Origin of the sequence: Blastomonas natatoria (assembly GCF_003201955.1) — a bacterium.
Taxonomy (GTDB): Bacteria; Pseudomonadota; Alphaproteobacteria; order Sphingomonadales; family Sphingomonadaceae; genus Blastomonas; species Blastomonas natatoria.
In genome coordinates this window covers 81,441-96,738 of the sequence record NZ_QJJM01000003.1, presented here as the reverse complement: position 1 = coordinate 96,738, position 15,298 = coordinate 81,441, and the positions used below count along the sequence as shown (strand labels likewise).

Here is a 15,298-nt window from a genome sequence, read left to right as displayed (position 1 = left end):
ATCGTCTCTCCCGTCATTCTGCTGCAATCAGGCCTTCAAGCCTGTCCTCGATATCGTCGGCGGCAGCGCGGAGCGCCGCCAGGGTTGCGGCATCCGGTTCCCAAAGCCGGCGGTCGCATGCCTCGAGCAGCCGTTCCGCCACCCGGGCCGAGGCCTTGGGGTTGAGCGTGGCAAGCCGCGCGCGCATTTCTGCATCGAGCACATAGGTCTCGCTGATCTGCTGATAGACCCAGGGGGCGACCTGCCCGGTGGTGGCCGACCAGCCCATCGTCGTGGTCACGTGCCCCTCGATCTGGCGCACGCCCTCAAAGCCGTGACGCAGCATGCCTTCATACCATTTCGGGTTGAGCATGCGGGTGCGCGTCTCGCGGTCGATCTGTTCTGCGAGCGTGCGGACCTTGGCCGCGCCTTCGGTGGCATCGACGATATAGACCGGTGCGGCCTTGCCGCCGCGTGCCCGCGTCACCGAGCGACTGACCCCGCCCAGTGCATCAACATATTGATCGATGTCGGTGACGCCGAGTTCAACCGAATCGAGATTCTGATAGGTGAATTCGACCGAGGCGAGCGCGGTTTCGAGCAATTCGCGCTGCTTCATCGGTGCGCCCGAGCGGCCATAGGCATAGCCCTTGTGCGTCTCGAACGCCTCGGCCAGCTCGTCGGGATCGGCCCAGGCGCCGCCGTCGATCATCATGTTGACCTGTGCGCCATAGGCCCCTTCGGCGTTGGAAAAGACGCGCAGCGCCGCGGTCTCCATGTCGCAGCCCATTTTCGCGGCATGGGCCAGCGAATGCTTGCGGATGAAGTTAAGCAGCTCGGGTTCTTCAGCCGTCGAGGCCAGCCAGGCGGCTTCGGCAATCATCCGCGTCTGCAGCGGCAGCAGGTCGCGGAACACGCCCGAGAGCGTGGCCACGACATCAATGCGCGGGCGGCCCAGCTCTGCGAGCGGGATGAGTTCGGCACCGGCAAGGCGGCCATAGGTGTCGAACCGCGGCCGCGCGCCCATCAGGTGCAGCGCCTGCGCAACCTGGGTGCCTTCGGACTTGAGATTGTCGGTGCCCCACAGCACCATCGCGATGCTTTCCGGCAATGGCTCGCCCGCCTCGACATGCCGGGCAAGCAGCGCATCGGCCTGGGCCGCGCCGGTCACACAGGCGAACGCGCTGGGGATGCGGAACGGGTCGAAGCCGTGGGTGTTGCGTCCGGTCGGCAGAACCTCGGGATTGTGCAATATGTCACCGCCGGGCGCGGGGCGGACATAGCCGCCGTCGAGCGCATGGATCAGCGCACCGAGTTCGTCATTGGCGGCAAGCTTCGCATCGAGCTCGGCCCGGCCAGCACCGCCATCGGCAGCAGTCAGCGCATCGAGAAACGCCTCGCGCTCCTCGCCTTCGGGCTGGCTGCCCAGCACATGCAGGCCGAACGGGATCAGTGCGCGTTCGAGCTCGTAGAGATTGCCTGCCAGCGCGGCGATGTCGCTGCCGTCGATGTCGAGCGCGGTCGCAGCATCGCGGATCATCAGTTCGAGCGCGGCGCGTTCGACGCCCTCGCCCGCGAGCGCGCGCCAGCGTTCGACCAGCGCCTTGAGGTCGGAAAAGCCCTTGTACAGACCGGCCTGGGCGAGCGGCGGGGTGAGATACGACACGATGGTCGCACCCGAGCGCCTCTTGGCGATGATCGCTTCGGACGGGTTGTTGGCGGCATAGAGGTAGAAGTTCGGAATGGCGCCCAGCAGACGATCGGGCCAGCAATCGCCCGAAAGCCCCGCCTGCTTGCCCGGCATGAATTCGAGCGCGCCGTGCGTGCCGTAATGCAGCAGTGCATCGGCGCGGAATTCCTCGCGAATCCAGCGATAGAAGGCGGCAAAGGCATGCGTCGGGGCGAAATCGCCATCAAACAGCAGCCGCATCGGGTCGCCTTCATAGCCGAAGCTGGGCTGCACGCCGACGAACACATTGCCGAACTGCTTGCCGAGCACATGGATCGACCAGCCATCGCTCTGGATCTTGCCCGGCGCAGGACCCCATTGCTTCTCGATCGCGCGCAGATGCGGTTCGTTACCGACATGATCGTCGGTCGAGATGCGCACCGCGACATTGGCGTCCGATCCGAACCGGTCGGCATTGCCCTTGAGGATCGCATCGCGCAGAGCATCGACCGTCGCGGGCGGGCTGCACTGATAGCCCTCTGCCGCCAACCGATGCAGCGTCGCGTGCAGCGATTCGAACACGGCGAGATGCGCCGCGCTGCCCGTCGCGCCTGCGTTGGGCGGGAAGTTGAACAGGATGATGGCAAGCTTGCGCTTCGCCCGCTCGGACCGGCGCAGCCTGACCAGCGCATCGACCTTGGCCGCCAGTGCCTCGGCGCGCTCGGGGCAGCTCTGCATCGCGCGCATGGCGTCTGGTGCCGTGAAAAGGCAGTGGCGCGCGCATCCCTGGCACGGCTCGGCCGAACCATCCGAACGACCGCCAAAGACATGCGGCATCACCGCGCCGTCGAGCTCGGGGATCGCGACCATCATCGTCGCTTCGAGCGGGAGCAGCCCCTGATGGCGCGAACCCCATTGTTCCAGGCTCTGGAACTCGATCGGGTGCGCGGCAATATAGGGCAGGTCGAGCCCGGCAAGCACCTCTTCGGCTGCCGCCGCATCGTTATAGGCGGGGCCGCCGACCATCGAGAAACCGGTCAGGTTGATCACCGCATCGACCACCGGGCGGCCATCGCGGACGAAATATTTCGCGACTGCCGGACGGCCGTCGAGACCGCTGGCAAAGGCCGGGACGACATTGAGTCCGCGCGCTTCGAGCGCCGATATCATGCCATCGTAATGGCCTGCATCCTTGCCCAGCAGGTACGAGCGCAGCAGCAGCACACCGACGCTGCCACCAGCCCTGGCGTTGCGCGGCATGCGGGCTGCATCCTCGGTGATCCGTTCGGGGAGCGCGGGGTGATAGAGGCCGATTTCGGGATAGTCGCGCGGGGCCTGGGCAGGCGTGGTGCCCTTGAGCGCGGCGCGCTCGCCAGCGGCATAGCGGTCGATAAGGCCGCGGATCATCGAGACGACATTGTCGTCGCTGCCCGCCAGCCAGTATTGCAGCGTCAGGAAATAATGGCGCACGTCCTGCGCGGTGCCGGGAATGAACTTGAGGATCTTGGGCAGACGCCGCAACATCTTCATCTGCCCCGCACCCGAATTGTTGCCCGGCTTCGAGGAACCGCGCAGCTTCTTGAGCAGCGCCAGCGGCCCGCGCGCGGGCGCATCCATCCGGTATCCGCCCATGCGGGTCAGCTTGACGATATCGCCTGCGGACATCAGCCCCAGCATCGCATCGCACTGCTCGCGCCGCGCTTCGAGCGCAGGCAGGATCGCACGGACATGGTCCTCGAGAAACAGCATCGTCGCGATCACGATGTCGGCGCGGGCGATATCGGCGCGCGCGGCATCGAGCGCGCCCGGATCGCGGCCCCAGTCGGCGGCGGCGTGAAAGCCGATCGACAGGCCCGGCATGTCCTTGACCAGCAGCGCCTCTGCCCGATCGACCGCGCCCGACAGATGGTTGTCGAGCGTGATGAACACCACGCGGATCGCGGCATTGCGGCCTTGGGCCGACTTATGTGGGGCTTTAGCGGGCATAATGCGCCTTCGCATCGTAGAGCGTATCGAGGGATATCGATGCGAGGCCGCGCTCTTCGGCATAGCGTTCCGTGTTCCGCCGCGCCTTGCCGCGCACGAAAAACGGGATTTTCTTGAGCTCGGCCTCGGCCTCGGCGGTCCAGAGGGTGCGTTCGAGCAGCTCGCCGTCCTGGCCGGCTGCCAAGGAAGGGGTTGGGGGTGGGCTTGCAGCCGCAGCGGTTGCAGGCTCGCCAAGCGGCTCGGACCCACCCCTCCCCGTTGCCTGGTCAGGCAGGGGGACAGCTTTTGGCGCGCTGCCATGCAGATGGCTCGCGCCGGCGCCGTCGTGAAATTCGAAATCGTCGCGGAACATGGTGAGCAGATGCTCTTCGAGACCCATGACCAGCGGATGCACCCAGCTGTCGAACAGCACGTTCGCGCCTTCGAAGCCCATTTGCGGGCTGTGCCGCGCGGGGAAATCCTGCACATGCACCGGCGCGGAGATCACCGCACAGGGGATCGACAGCCGCTTGGCGATATGCCGCTCCATCTGCGTGCCCAGCACCAGTTCGGGATGCGCAGCGGCAATGGCTTCCTCGACCTCGAGATGATCATCGGTGATCAGTGGCTCGACACCGTGATCGGCAGCTGCGGCGCGCAGGTCGCGCGCGAATTCGCGGTTGTAGCAGCCCAGGCCGCAGACCACGAAGCCGAGCTCGTCGCGGGCGACACGGGCCGCAGCGATGGCATGCGTCGCATCGCCGAAGATGAAGACGCGCTTGCCGGTCAGATAGGTCGAATCGACCGAGCGGCTCCACCAGGGCATCCGCGCTTCTGCGATGTCGAGCGCGGGCGAGGGATCGACCCCGGCGAGCTTTGCCACCTCATGGATGAAGTCGATGGTGGCACCATGGCCGATGGGGGTGGTCCTGGTGAACGGCTGGCGGAAGTTGCGTTCCAGCCAGCGCGCCGCCGTATCGGCGATTTCCGGATAGAGCACGATGTTGAAATCGGCCTCCCCTATCCGGGCGATGTCCGCCGCGCTCGCTCCCAGCGGCGCGGTGACGTTAATCTCTACGCCGAGCGCAGCCAGAATCTTCGCGATCTCGACGATATCGTCGCGATGGCGAAAACCCAGTGCGCTCGGCCCAAGCAGGTTCGCTTTGGGACGCGGAGAACCTGCCTGGCACGGTGCGGGGCGGGAGGAATCCCCGACCGCGAGAGCTCTGACTATCTGATAGAAAGTCTCCGAAGCGCCCCAGTTTTCCTTGCGGGAATAGCTGGGCAGCTCCAGTGGAATGACGGGTATATCAAGGCGCATCGCCTGCGCCATTCCGGCAGGATCGTCCTGGATCAGTTCGGCGGTGCACGATGCGCCGACCAGCATGGCCGCCGGCTTGAAACGCGCCACCGCATCGCGTGCGGCGGACTGGAACAGCTCGGCTGTGTCCTTGCCCAGATCGCGCGCCTGAAAGGTGGTGTAAGTCACGGGCGGGCGCTTGCCGCGCCGTTCGATCATCGTGAACAGAAGGTCGGCATAGGTATCGCCCTGCGGCGCGTGCAGCAGATAGTGCACATCGCGCATGCCGGTCGCCACCCGCATTGCCCCGATATGAGGGGGCCCTTCATAGGTCCAGACCGACAGCTGCATGGCCCTAAACCCTCAACACGTCGCGGCGGCGGATCGGCCGCGCGAACAATTCGGCAAGATCGCCAGCCTGATCGAAACCGTGAATGGGCGAGAACACCAGCTCGATCGCCCATTTGGTGGTGAAGCCTTCCGCCTCGAGCGGATTGGCAAGGCCAAGGCCGCACACCGTGATGTCAGGCTTTGCCGCGCGCACCCGGTCGAGCTGCCGGTCGACATCCTGGCCTTCGCTGATCACTGTCGCCTCGGGCAGCTGCGCCAGCTCGGCGGCCATGTGCGCGCGGTGCAGATAGGGTGTGCCGACCTCTACGGGCACCATGCCCAGTTCGCGGTGCAGGAACCGCGCAAGCGGCAGTTCGAGCTGCGAATCGGGCAGGAAGAAGATGCTCTTGCCTTCGAGCTGCGCGCGGCTGTGCTCGAGCGCGCGCTTGGCGCGCTCGCGGCCAGGCGCGACCGTGGCACGGAAATGCATCTCGTCCACGCCGAACGCGCGGGCGGCAGCGTGCAGCCAGTCGGTCGTGCCCTCGGCGCCGAACGGGAAGGGTGCCGAAAGGTGCACCGCGCCGCGGTCTTCCAGTGCCTGCGCGGTATCGCCGAGGAACGGCTGGGCGAGCAGGAAGCGGGTATTGGGTCCGACCGCAGGCAGGTCGCGCGACTGGCGCGCGGGCAGGCAGGAAACACGGGTGATGCCAAGATCGCGCACGAGCCGCACAAGCTGGTCTTCGACGATATCGGGAAGAGCACCGACAATCAGCAATTCGGGCTCGGCACCGGCGGCCGGTTCGGGCATGAACGGCACCAGCGATGCGAGGCACGCATCCTCACCCTGGGTGAAGGTCGTCTCGATGCCGCTGCCCGAATAATTGACGATGCGCACATCCGGCAGGAACGCTCCGGCGAGTCGCTGGGCAGCCCGCGCCAGATCGAGCTTGATAACTTCGGACGGGCAGCTTCCGACCAGAAACAGCGTGCGAATTTCCGGGCGGCGCGCCAGCAGGCGGCGAACGACCCGGTCCAGCTCCTCGTTCGCGTCGGCAAGGCCGGCCAGATCGCGTTCCTCGATGATCGCGGTGGCAAAGCGCGGTTCGGCAAAGATCATCACGCCGGCCGCCGATTGCAGCAGATGCGCACAGGTCCGCGATCCGACGACCAGGAAGAAAGCGTCGGGCATCTTGCGGTGAAGCCAGACGATGCCGGTCAGCCCGCAGAAAACCTCGCGCTGGCCGCGTTCGCGCAGCACCGGTGCTGAGGCACAGCCCTGATCGAGCACGGGGGGCGCGGCGGCGATCATTGTGCCACCGCCAGGCGCGGAGCCGATTCGGCGGCGCTTGCGCCCTGCAGCCGCGCCATGCGCAGCTTCCACAGGAACTGCGCGGCATTGATGACATAGGCCGCATAGCCCGCCAGCGCGACGGCCATGCGCTCACCGGTCGTGCCCAGCCCTGCGAACAGCATCACCAGATAGGCGGTGTGCAGCGCCAGCACGAGCATCGAGAACACGTCCTCCCAGAAGAAGGCCGGGGCAAACAGCCATTTGCCGAATACCACCTTCTCCCAGATCGAGCCGGTGATCATGATCGTGTAGAGCGTCAGCGTCTTGGCCACGATCGAGAGGTCGGCCGCGAATGCACCCTCGCCTGTCCCGAAATAGCGCAGCACCAGGCCCAGACTCACCAGGAAGACAAGGAACTGGACCGGAGCCAGCACGCCCTGGACCAGGGTCCAGATGCTCGAATCGCGGCGTGCACGCTCTTCTGGAGTGTAGAGCGAAACGGACACAGGCCGTGGATTGCGACCGACCGGATCGCCGTCAAGCTTGCGGTTTTCCGCAGTTCCAGGCTGATTTTCCAGTGGCATGAGCGTTTGAACGCCTCCCGTTTCAAGTCAGGAAACCTACGCCTCGCCCCGCAAAAGTGTCAAGATAAATTGACGTATAGTTTTCTTGACAAATCTTCGGTTGTCAGGCCTGCTGGACAGGCGTAGGATCAGGGCCTGGCGAGGATGGGCGCACAAGAAAGTTTCCCGCCATGAGGCCGGTGTCATCCGCACCGACAAGACTATGGAGAGTCTGAATGGCCTCGGTTTTTGGCATCGATTTGATCCGGTCGACGACAGAGCTTTTTCGCAATGCGCGTTTGCGCAAGAAGGCCTCGCCCTGGGATGGCGAACAGACCGGCCAGGGTCGGTTCGTTCGCTCCGGCCCGAATGACGATGTTGGCCGCCTGGTGGAAGACGAGATCATCCCCCGGCTGCTGATGGTGCATCAGGATGATCCTCGCATGTCGCAATTTCCCGTCGACCCTCCAGCGCATATGGTGACGCCCGTCATGCACGCGCAGGACGGCGGCGAAGAGTTTCGCGAAACCGCAGGTACGCAGTCGAACGACAACGCGCGCCCGGGCGCGAAGAGCAGAGGCTTTGCGACCATGGCGCCTCTGTTCGACGAGGCAGCGATCCGCGAATTTTCGGACCAGGTGCTGGCGCATGAAGTCAACGCCCTGGCGGACATCATCATCGACCATCTCGATCACGAGATCGCACCCGAAACCCTGTTCATCCAGCTGATCGCCCCGACCGCGCGCGAACTGGGCGAAAAGTGGAATCGCGACGAATGCGACTTTGTCGACGTAACCATGGGATTGTGGCAGCTGCTGCTGCGCACGATCGCGGTCTGGGCACCGCCCGCTACGGGATGGAGCCTCAAGTCGCATCGCGCGCTGTTCACCACCATGCCGCGGGACCAGCACAGCCTGGGCACGCTCATGATCTCCGAATGCTTCCAGCGCGCAGGCTGGGAGGTGGAAACCCTGATCGAGCCCGAACAGTCCGACATCCTCCAGGCCCTGGGATCTTCCTCGTTCGATGTCGTCGGATTGACAGTAACCACTGACTTTTATATCGCCGATGTTCCGAAACTGCTGACGGCGATGAGAAGCGTGTCCTGCAATCCCAAACTGGCAATCATGATCGGCGGCCCAGCCCTAGGCTATGACCCCGAACACGCGCGCAAGCTGGGTGCGGACGGGACCGCTGCTGATGCCGCTGACGCGCTTGCATTGGCCGATGAACTTGTATCTGCCGGGGTAGAGCGCGCCGCGCTTTCGCATTGAAGACCGCACCCGGCGCGGCATGAAGAAGGACGAGCCTCCGGCAATCGCCATGCCTTTTCGCGACCTCAAAGGCGTTGTCGGCACTTTGGAAATCGGCGCAGCACTCGCATTGGTGCTGGCCGCAGGGGATATCGCCCTGGCGCTGGATGAAAACGGCGTCATCAGCGATGTTTCCGTGAGTGCCGATGACATGCCTGACCTCAGCAGCTGGATAGGCCGGCGCTGGGAGGACACGGTTGCGCTCGACAGCCGCCCGAAGATCAGCGAGATGCTGGCGAGCCCCAGCTCCGAAACGCCCGCACGGTGGCGTCAGGTCAATCATCCCGGGCCCGAAGGCAATCTGCCGATCCATTACCGGCTGGTCGACCTGGGCGAAGGCAAGCCGCGCATGGCCATCGGCCGGGATGTCCGCGCCTGGGCCAGCCTGCAGCAGCGCCTGCTGCAGACCCAGCAGTCGCTGGAACGCGACTGTCTCAAGCTGCGCCAGACCGAGGCGCGCTTCCGCCTGCTGTTCGACATGATTACCGATCCGGTGCTGGTGATCGATGCCAGCACGCGCCGAATCGCCGCCGCCAATCCCGCGAGCTACCAGCTGTTCGGCGCCAAGCCCGGCAGCCTCGACAATCGCGATCTGGCCAATGTCATCGGCGGAATATCACGCGACGACCTGATTGCCGCGCTGGGCGGTGCGACCGCCACGGGCGAGCATTGCGAGATGGAAGTGAAGATCGGCGAGGATCAGCCGCCGATGATGCTGACGGCGCTGCCCTTCCGGCAGGATAATGGCCGCCAGTTCATGATCCGCCTGTCACGCGGCGATGCACCGGCGGGGGACAGCGCCAACCGCCGGCCGATGGCCGAGCTGATCGAGCGCATGCCCGATGCCTTCGTGCTGACCGATGCGAAGATGCAGATCCTCACCGTCAATTCGGCATTTGTCGATCTGGTGCATGGCAGCTCGAAGGAAGCGATTACCGGCCAGCCGCTCGGCCGCTTCATCGGCCGTCCGGGGATCGATGTCGATCTGATGCGCAAGCAGCTCGACGATCACGGCCAGGTGCGCAATGCGACCACCATCGTTCATGCCGATGATGCCATCGAGGAAGCGATCGAGGTATCAGGCGTCAAGACCGACGCCCAGGGCGGACATTACGGCTTTGCCATTCGCACCGTCAGCCGACGGATGCGCGACCTGCCGCCGAGCGATCGCGATGTGCCGCGCTCGGTCGATCAGCTGACCGAGCTGGTCGGGCGGATGCCGCTGCGCGAGATCGTGCGGGAATCGACCGATCTGATCGAGCGGATGTGCATCGAGGCGGCGCTGGCCTATACCTCCGACAACCGCGCCTCAGCTGCAGAAATCCTGGGCCTTAGCCGCCAGAGCCTCTATTCGAAGCTCCACCGCCACGGCCTTGGCAATCTGGTCGGCCGCAAGGACGAGCTGAGCTGAGCTGAATCGGTTGCGCTAGCGACCGATAAGTCCGAGCGCGTGGCGGATGAACGCGTCGCGGTCACGCACCCATTGCATTTCGGGCGGCAGCGACGGATCGACATAGGTCCAGCCTTCGGTCGTGAAGGGCTTGCGAATCGTGCCCCGGGTGTTGAATGCCAGCGAGACCATGCGCTGCTGCGCCCGGGTGGTCTGTTCGTTGCCGATGACCGTGGGCGAGCCGGGTTCCACCCCCAGGCCCTGGGCGTTCAGGCGGAAGACATGCGGTTCGGTGCGGAAGCTGTCGACCAGCGTGTTCTGGAAGACCGAGAGATAGACCTGGTCGAGCGAAGCGAGCGGTGCTGGCGGCATGCGCCATTGCGGGCTCACCATGATGTTCCACGGATAATGGTGCGGCGCGCCATAGACGATCTCGGTGCGCAGATCGACCAGCGTGTCGCGCACCGTCTGGGCCGAGGGCACGCGCTTGAGCTTCAGATTGTTCGTCCAGGTAAAGCCGAAGGCCGAGATGTCGACCAGCGGCATCGCCGACGGCGTGGTCGCATTGGGAAGATTCGCGACGGTCAGATCCTCATAGACGCGCAAGTAAGCCTTGTCCTTGAGCTGATGGCCGCTGGCGATATCGACCCAGCCCTTCTGCCCGTACCAGGTCGAATTGCGGATATGCGTGACCAGGGTGCCGTTGATATAGGTGCCATGTTCCTGGTCGACATTGTCGCCGATATTGCCGCGGATAATGCTGTCCTCGATCAGCACCATCGTCTCCCCGCCCGGCACGAAGATCGCATTCTTGCCGCCGAAGATATTGGCGCGGCGGATCACGGCAGTGATCAGGCCAGGCCGCGTTACGTCCAGAACCTCCAGATGCACCGCACCCTTGGCCTCACCGGCATTGGGGAAGTCGAGCGCGATGTCGCGCATTTCGAAATGGATGCGCTGCGGGCCGAGGTCGAACAGGCGCAGGTTGATGCTGGCCCAGGCATCATTGGTGCGGAAGGTGACCGGAACACCGGGCACGGAGGACCGGAAGACATATTGCGTGCCCTGGGTCTGGCCGATGATCTGCGGCAGCGACGGAGCAAACGGATAGACGCACGGCCTTCCGGCGCCGTCATAGGCTTCGAAGACAAATTCGAACCCGCCCTCGATCCTGCCTTCGATTGCTGCTGCCGATGGCCGGTCGAACACTTCGCGCCCCGCCGCGCGCGAGGCATCGCAGCGGACCCGCATGGTCACCGCCGGAGGGCGCAGCCCCTGCATCGGCATGTAGAAGGGATATTCGCGGTCATCGCGCCGGATACCGGATTGCGGCGATGCGGATTGCCCCGCGACAGTGACATTCTCGCTCGGGTTCAGCGCCTCGGTCTCGAGCCGCACGGGCGGCGCGGACGAACCCTGACCGGTCGACGAGAAGAGCAGCACCGGCACGAATGCCATCAGCAGTGCCAGTCGGTGCAGCGCCATCAGACCTCTCCTTGCCTGCCCCGCTTATCGAGCGGGCGTGTAGAAAAGGTCAAGAGGTGCGCCGAGTTCAATAATTCCATTGCGCCTGAATGCGCAGCAGCTCGCCTTCCGCCTGTCCGAAACGCCGCTCGTCAGCCTCCTTGCGCGAGGCAAAGCCATAGGTGACGGTCAGTTCCAGCGCGGGGGTCGGCAGGAATTCCAGCCCGAATTCGAGTTCTTCGGTTTCCAGCCTGGGCGCATTGATGGCCCCCTTGAAGCCGCCGCGATAATATTGCCAGCGGGCAAAGGGATGGAACGGCCCCAGCGGCGATTGGCGTACACGCGCCATCGCCTGGATATAGCCGCCATTGATCGGCCGCTCTTCGATCTGGCGACTGACCGGGTCGAATTCCGGCCCCGTGCCCCAGTTCCATTCCGCCTGGAGGCCGAACGGCTGTGGGTAGAGGATCGCGTGCACCCCGATGCGATTGTCCTTGTAGTCGATGGGGCTGACCCCGCCGGTGCGGATCTCCGGATTGACGCGGTTGCGATAGAAGGATCCGCCCAGCTCGAACACCTGCCCCTCCAGTCCGAGCGCATCGAGCTCGAACGGCCAGGTCGCAAGGCCGACGATCATCACATTGTCGTTGGTCTCGGTGCGGTTGGTGCCCTGGCCGTTGAACGCGCCGAGGCCAAAGGCGCCGTAATTGCCGAACAGCTTCTGCCCGTCCTTGCCCAGCCGGTCCCAGATGTCCTGGACGTGATCGGGGGTGTAATAGGCGACGATGCCGATATCCCGCTCGCTGGGTGCGCCAGTGTTGATTCCGTCGCTGCGGTCGAGCGCCAGCCGGTTCGACGAGGACTGCATGTTTTCCCAGCCATAGGGGATTTTCGACTGGCCGAAGCGGACGCGGAAGCTCTTGTCCCTTGTCGGAAACACATCGGCATAGGCATCGCGCAACTGGGCGAAGCCTTCGCGCCGCTCGCCTGCCGACTGGTTGGACACCGCCGTTGCCATATCGGCCTGCAGATAGAGCGAAAGATAATCGCTGACATCGCCCTGCAGCACGAGGCGCACGCGGCGGAAGCTGAAATTGTTGTCCGCGCGAACCTCGCCGTCGCCGATCGTGCGCAGCCGCGACACGCCCGCAGGAGCTTCGGCATCGCCCGAAACGATAGAGTTCAGCCGAAGCTGGGTATAGCCGCGCAATTGCAGCTTTTCGTACCAGGGCTTGCCCTTGCCGGGGCTGGCAGCGGCAACCTGCGGAGCAGGCTCGGATGGAGCGGGAGGAACGGTTGGCGTTGACGGGGAAGCCGGCGGTGCGGCCTGCGCCAGGACAGGCGAGGCGGACGCAGGCGCTGGTGCTGCGGCCTGCCTTTCCGCCTTGAGTTCGCTGACCGTGGCCTTGAGTTCATCGATCTGGCGCTGGAGATCGGCGATGATGCCGAGATAGTCGGGCTGTTCGGCAGGAGAGGCCGGCGCTTCTCCGGCCAGGGCCGGAGATGCAGCGGTGGCCAGCGCAATGGCGATCAGTGGCAATCGCAAGAGAGCCGTGCGAGGAGAAGTCATGTTCAGGCGCCTGTGGCAATGCCGCGCCCTGCCGCGACGGTTCGGATGCGCAAATATGAAGCTTTTATGTCTATTTTGTGAACTGAACAAAACGCTTTTGTGACATCGGCCAGCCGGCGACGCCCGCCTGTGGGCCTTGCGACGTTCCGGCACGACATTCCTGGCTGTCCATTCTGATTGACACTCTGCGGCGTCAGGCATAGCCTTCATCCCATGGATCGCTCTGCCAACATTTCGCCGTCCGCGCCGATTCCGCATCCGCGCGATGTGCTGGAATTGCTGAAGCCGGTGACCTGGTTTCCGCCGATGTGGGCGTTCTTCTGCGGGGTCATGTCGTCGGGCGCGGGGCTTGAGGGACGCTGGTGGTTCCTGTTCGGCGGCGTGCTGCTGGCGGGCCCGATGGTCTGCGGCACCAGCCAGGCGGTGAACGACTGGTTCGACCGGCATGTCGATGCGATCAACCAGCCCGAACGCCCGATCCCCTCGGGCCGGATCGCCGGGCGCTGGGGGCTGTATGTCGCGCTGATCGGCTCTGCGCTGTCGCTGCTGCTCGGGCTGGCGCTCGGTTTCTGGGTGTTCGTCGCGACCATCGTCGGCCTGCTCTGCGCCTGGGGATACAGCGCGCCGCCCTTCCGCTTCAAGATGAGCGGATGGATCGGCCCTGCGGTCGTGGGGCTGAGCTATGAAGGGCTCAGCTGGTTTACCGGCGCGAGCGTGATGACCGGAGGCCTGCCCGACGCGCGTGTGCTGATCGTCATCCTGCTCTACAGCCTCGGCGCGCATGGCATCATGACCTTGAACGATTTCAAGGCGGTCGAGGGCGACAGCGCGATGGGCGTGCGATCGCTGCCGGTGACCCTGGGTGTCGCGAACGCCGCGAAGCTGGCCTGCGCAGTGATGGCGGTGCCACAGTTGTTCGTCATCGCACTACTCTTCCAATGGGGGCTGGCGATCTCCGCTATCGCGGTGACGCTGCTGCTGGCGATGCAGATCGTGTTCATGCGCCGCCTGCTGACCGATCCCAACAAGTACGCACCCTGGTACAATGCCACCGGCGTCTCGTCCTATGTGCTCGGCATGCTCGCCGCCGCTTTGGGCCTGGGGGGCTGGATATGAGCGCCGCACGCATCGCCGCCCCGAAAATAGGGCTGGGCTGGACCGACATCATGCGGATGGGGCTGGTACAGGCCAGCATCGGCGCGATCGTGATGCTCGCGACGTCGCTGCTCAACCGGGTGATGGTGGTCGAATATGCGCTGCCCGCCGCCCTGCCGGCAGGACTGGTAGCCTGGCACTATGCGGTGCAGCTGTCGCGGCCCTTATGGGGACACGGATCGGACAAGGGCCGCAAGCGCACCCCCTGGATCATCGGCGGGATGGGAATCCTTGCGCTGGGCGGCATCGTCGCGGTCAATGCGACGATCCTGCTGCCGGTAGCAGCGATCCCCGGCACTCTGCTTGCGATCCTTGCCTTCAGCATGATCGGCGCAGGGGTAGGCGCGGCAGGCACCTCGCTGCTCGCGATGCTCGCCTCCGGCGTGGTGCCCGAACGCCGCGCGGCGGCAGCGGCGATTACCTGGATCATGATGGTCGCCGGCATCGTGATGGCCGCTGCGACCGCAGGCAGCCTGATCGATCCGTTCAGCGAACAGCGGCTCGCGACCGTCTCGGGCGGCGTGGCGCTGTGCGCCTTCCTGCTCGCCTGGCTCGCGATCTCGGGGATCGAGCGGCGCCTGGTCGCGCCCGCGCACCCGCATGACGATGCGCCCTCCGCCTCGTTCGGCGAGGCGCTGCGCGAGATCATGGGCGATGCCACCGCGCGGCGCTTCACCATCTTCGTCTTCGTCTCGATGCTCGCCTATGCGATGCAGGATCTGATCCTAGAGCCTTATGCGGGTCTGGTCTTCGGGATGAGCCCGGGCGAATCGACCAAGCTCGCAGGATTGCAGCATGGCGGCGTGATGGCCGGCATGATCGTCGCCGGAATCGGCGGCAGCGCCTTTGCCGGACGGCGGCCAGCCGATCTGCGCTGGTGGATTCTCGCCGGATGCGGCGGCAGCGCACTGGCTCTCGCGGGCCTCGCCTTGGCAGCGACTGCGCCTGATGCCTGGCCATTGCGCGTCAATGTCGGCCTGCTGGGCTTTGCCAACGGCCTGTTCGCGGTGTCCGCGATCGGCGCGATGATGGGACTGGCAGGCGCGGGCCAGCAATCGAAGGAAGGCGTGCGCATGGGCGTCTGGGGCGCGGCGCAGGCAATCGCCTTCGGCCTTGGCGGCCTCACCGGCGCGCTGGGCGTCGATGCGGCGCGCGGCATGCTCGCCAGCGATGGCGCGGCTTTTCAACTGATCTTTGCGGGCGAGGCGGGGCTGTTCGTCTTCGCTGCATTGCTGGGGGTGCGCGTGACCATGCGCAGCCCGGCGCCGTCTATGGTGGCGGCACCGGCCTGACGGCCGGACCTGAAGGA

General features: G+C 65.1%; 10 protein-coding genes. 4 read left to right on the top strand and 6 right to left on the bottom strand.

What is annotated here, in order from left to right; translation table 11 throughout:
* Positions 1-13: 13 nt before the first annotated feature.
* Genes C7451_RS04640 through bchF form a run of 4 tightly spaced genes read right to left on the bottom strand, consistent with a single transcriptional unit; the run spans position 14 to position 7,118 of the window.
* Entirely contained in the window at positions 14-3,634 is a 3,621-nt protein-coding gene (locus C7451_RS04640; protein WP_110297808.1) for a magnesium chelatase subunit H, read from the bottom strand.
* Positions 3,624-5,264, bottom strand: a complete 1,641-nt coding sequence (gene bchB, locus C7451_RS04635; RefSeq protein ID WP_110297807.1) for a ferredoxin:protochlorophyllide reductase (ATP-dependent) subunit B — start codon at positions 5,262-5,264, stop codon at positions 3,624-3,626. Before bchB ends, C7451_RS04640 begins: the two co-directional genes overlap by 11 nt.
* Positions 5,265-5,268: 4 nt before the next feature.
* The gene (locus tag C7451_RS04630) at positions 5,269-6,552 is read right to left on the bottom strand and encodes a ferredoxin:protochlorophyllide reductase (ATP-dependent) subunit N (RefSeq protein ID WP_110297806.1); all 1,284 of its coding nucleotides are present in this window, start codon (positions 6,550-6,552) and stop codon (positions 5,269-5,271) included.
* The gene (gene bchF / locus C7451_RS04625) at positions 6,549-7,118 is read right to left on the bottom strand and encodes a 2-vinyl bacteriochlorophyllide hydratase (protein WP_110297805.1); all 570 of its coding nucleotides are present in this window, start codon (positions 7,116-7,118) and stop codon (positions 6,549-6,551) included. Before bchF ends, C7451_RS04630 begins: the two co-directional genes overlap by 4 nt.
* Positions 7,119-7,333: 215 nt before the next feature.
* Between bchF and C7451_RS04620 the strand changes: the two genes are divergently transcribed.
* Both C7451_RS04620 and ppsR read left to right on the top strand, forming a co-directional pair.
* A complete protein-coding gene (locus tag C7451_RS04620) occupies positions 7,334-8,371 on the top strand; it encodes a cobalamin B12-binding domain-containing protein (RefSeq protein ID WP_110297804.1) in 1,038 nt (345 codons plus the stop codon).
* A gap of 49 nt (positions 8,372-8,420) precedes the next feature.
* Entirely contained in the window at positions 8,421-9,821 is a 1,401-nt protein-coding gene (gene ppsR, locus C7451_RS04615) for a transcriptional regulator PpsR (protein WP_167398421.1), read from the top strand.
* A gap of 15 nt (positions 9,822-9,836) precedes the next feature.
* On the opposite strand, the gene C7451_RS04610 is transcribed toward ppsR, so the two are convergent.
* Positions 9,837-11,285: a hypothetical protein gene (locus tag C7451_RS04610; protein WP_110297802.1), complete on the bottom strand. Its 1,449-nt coding sequence runs from the start codon at positions 11,283-11,285 to the stop codon at positions 9,837-9,839.
* A 67-nt stretch (positions 11,286-11,352) separates the two neighbouring features.
* A complete protein-coding gene (locus C7451_RS04605) occupies positions 11,353-12,834 on the bottom strand; it encodes a porin (RefSeq protein ID WP_110297801.1) in 1,482 nt (493 codons plus the stop codon).
* Between the two features lie 213 nt (positions 12,835-13,047).
* Here C7451_RS04605 and chlG point away from each other — a divergent pair, with 213 nt between their 5' ends.
* Positions 13,048-13,950: a chlorophyll synthase ChlG gene (gene chlG / locus C7451_RS04600; RefSeq protein WP_110297800.1), complete on the top strand. Its 903-nt coding sequence runs from the start codon at positions 13,048-13,050 to the stop codon at positions 13,948-13,950.
* Positions 13,947-15,281: a BCD family MFS transporter gene (locus C7451_RS04595; protein WP_110297799.1), complete on the top strand. Its 1,335-nt coding sequence runs from the start codon at positions 13,947-13,949 to the stop codon at positions 15,279-15,281. Before chlG ends, C7451_RS04595 begins: the two co-directional genes overlap by 4 nt.
* The last annotated feature ends 17 nt before the right edge of the window (positions 15,282-15,298 follow it).

What these genes read in the sequence shown, in the direction of transcription:
- C7451_RS04620 (WP_110297804.1), top strand. Translation starts at nt 7,334, where the DNA reads ATGGCCTCGGTTTTTGGCATCGATTTGATCCGGTCGACGACAGAGCTT.
- C7451_RS04640 (WP_110297808.1), bottom strand. Translation starts at nt 3,634, where the DNA reads ATGCCCGCTAAAGCCCCACATAAGTCGGCCCAAGGCCGCAATGCCGCG.
- ppsR (WP_167398421.1), top strand. Translation starts at nt 8,421, where the DNA reads ATGCCTTTTCGCGACCTCAAAGGCGTTGTCGGCACTTTGGAAATCGGC.
- C7451_RS04610 (WP_110297802.1), bottom strand. Translation starts at nt 11,285, where the DNA reads ATGGCGCTGCACCGACTGGCACTGCTGATGGCATTCGTGCCGGTGCTG.
- bchF (WP_110297805.1), bottom strand. Translation starts at nt 7,118, where the DNA reads ATGCCACTGGAAAATCAGCCTGGAACTGCGGAAAACCGCAAGCTTGAC.
- C7451_RS04630 (WP_110297806.1), bottom strand. Translation starts at nt 6,552, where the DNA reads ATGATCGCCGCCGCGCCCCCCGTGCTCGATCAGGGCTGTGCCTCAGCA.
- bchB (WP_110297807.1), bottom strand. Translation starts at nt 5,264, where the DNA reads ATGCAGCTGTCGGTCTGGACCTATGAAGGGCCCCCTCATATCGGGGCA.
- C7451_RS04595 (WP_110297799.1), top strand. Translation starts at nt 13,947, where the DNA reads ATGAGCGCCGCACGCATCGCCGCCCCGAAAATAGGGCTGGGCTGGACC.
- chlG (WP_110297800.1), top strand. Translation starts at nt 13,048, where the DNA reads ATGGATCGCTCTGCCAACATTTCGCCGTCCGCGCCGATTCCGCATCCG.
- C7451_RS04605 (WP_110297801.1), bottom strand. Translation starts at nt 12,834, where the DNA reads ATGACTTCTCCTCGCACGGCTCTCTTGCGATTGCCACTGATCGCCATT.